This window comes from Acinetobacter portensis (genome assembly GCF_009372215.1).
Taxonomy (GTDB): Bacteria; Pseudomonadota; Gammaproteobacteria; order Pseudomonadales; family Moraxellaceae; genus Acinetobacter; species Acinetobacter portensis.
On record NZ_LWRV01000005.1, the window covers coordinates 1 to 856 of the forward strand.

1 pseudogene is annotated in these 856 nt (G+C 37.9%); it reads right to left on the reverse strand.

Annotation, left to right across the window (positions count from 1 at the left end):
• Positions 1–11: 11 nt before the first annotated feature.
• Positions 12–806, reverse strand: a pseudogene (locus tag A6M14_RS00660) (IS30 family transposase); the annotation flags it as partial.
• Positions 807–856 lie beyond the last annotated feature (50 nt).

The window sequence follows — 856 nt, forward strand, 5'->3', positions numbered from 1 at the left end:
TTATTCAGCTATATAGCAACGTTCATGATATAATGCTGATCTGCCTGGTTTAAATCAATCCCTTTAGGTAAATATTGCCTAATTAAACCATTCATATTTTCGCATGTGCCTTTCTGCCATGGCGAATGTGGATCACAGAAATATACATCTATGCCTAAATCTTCTTCGAGGATTTTATGTTCTGACATCTCACGTCCACGGTCATAGGTCAATGTTTTACGCAGTTCTGCGGGTAAATATTTCAGAGCTTCAGTTAAAGCCTTGCGCACTGATTCTGCCTTTGCATCAGGTAATGTTGCCAAGATACAGAGCCGTGTATTTCGTTCAATAAGTGTTGCTATCGAACTTTTATTGTCTTTACCTTTAATTAAATCGGCTTCCCAATGACCCGGTATTTTTCTTTCTTGAACTTCGGTTGGGCGCTCATGAATAGTTTTAATATCCTGTAATATAGAATCTTTTTTAGGTTCACCGTTAGCTTTTCGCTTTTTATTTTCATGACGCAGACAGGATAGTAAGTCTTTTTTCAGCTCACCCTTTGGTAATGCTCGTATCGTTGAATAAATCGTTGTATGGCTTACATTCATTGTTTGATCCAAATCAGGAAATCTCTTTAAACGCTTTGCTATTTGTTGAGGAGACCATAAACAACGGATCGCTTCAACAATAAATTTCCAGAGGATTGAATCGATTTTGAGTTTTCTGTGACCACGTCTACGTCTAGCGAAGGTGTTATCAGAAGCATATTGAGCTTGATAAACGTCATTGATGCTATTTCTTTTAAGCTCACGATAGATCGTACTAGGGCGTGTCATCAATTAATGGAGATGATTGTTGATGCTAAGTAGATCGCTGA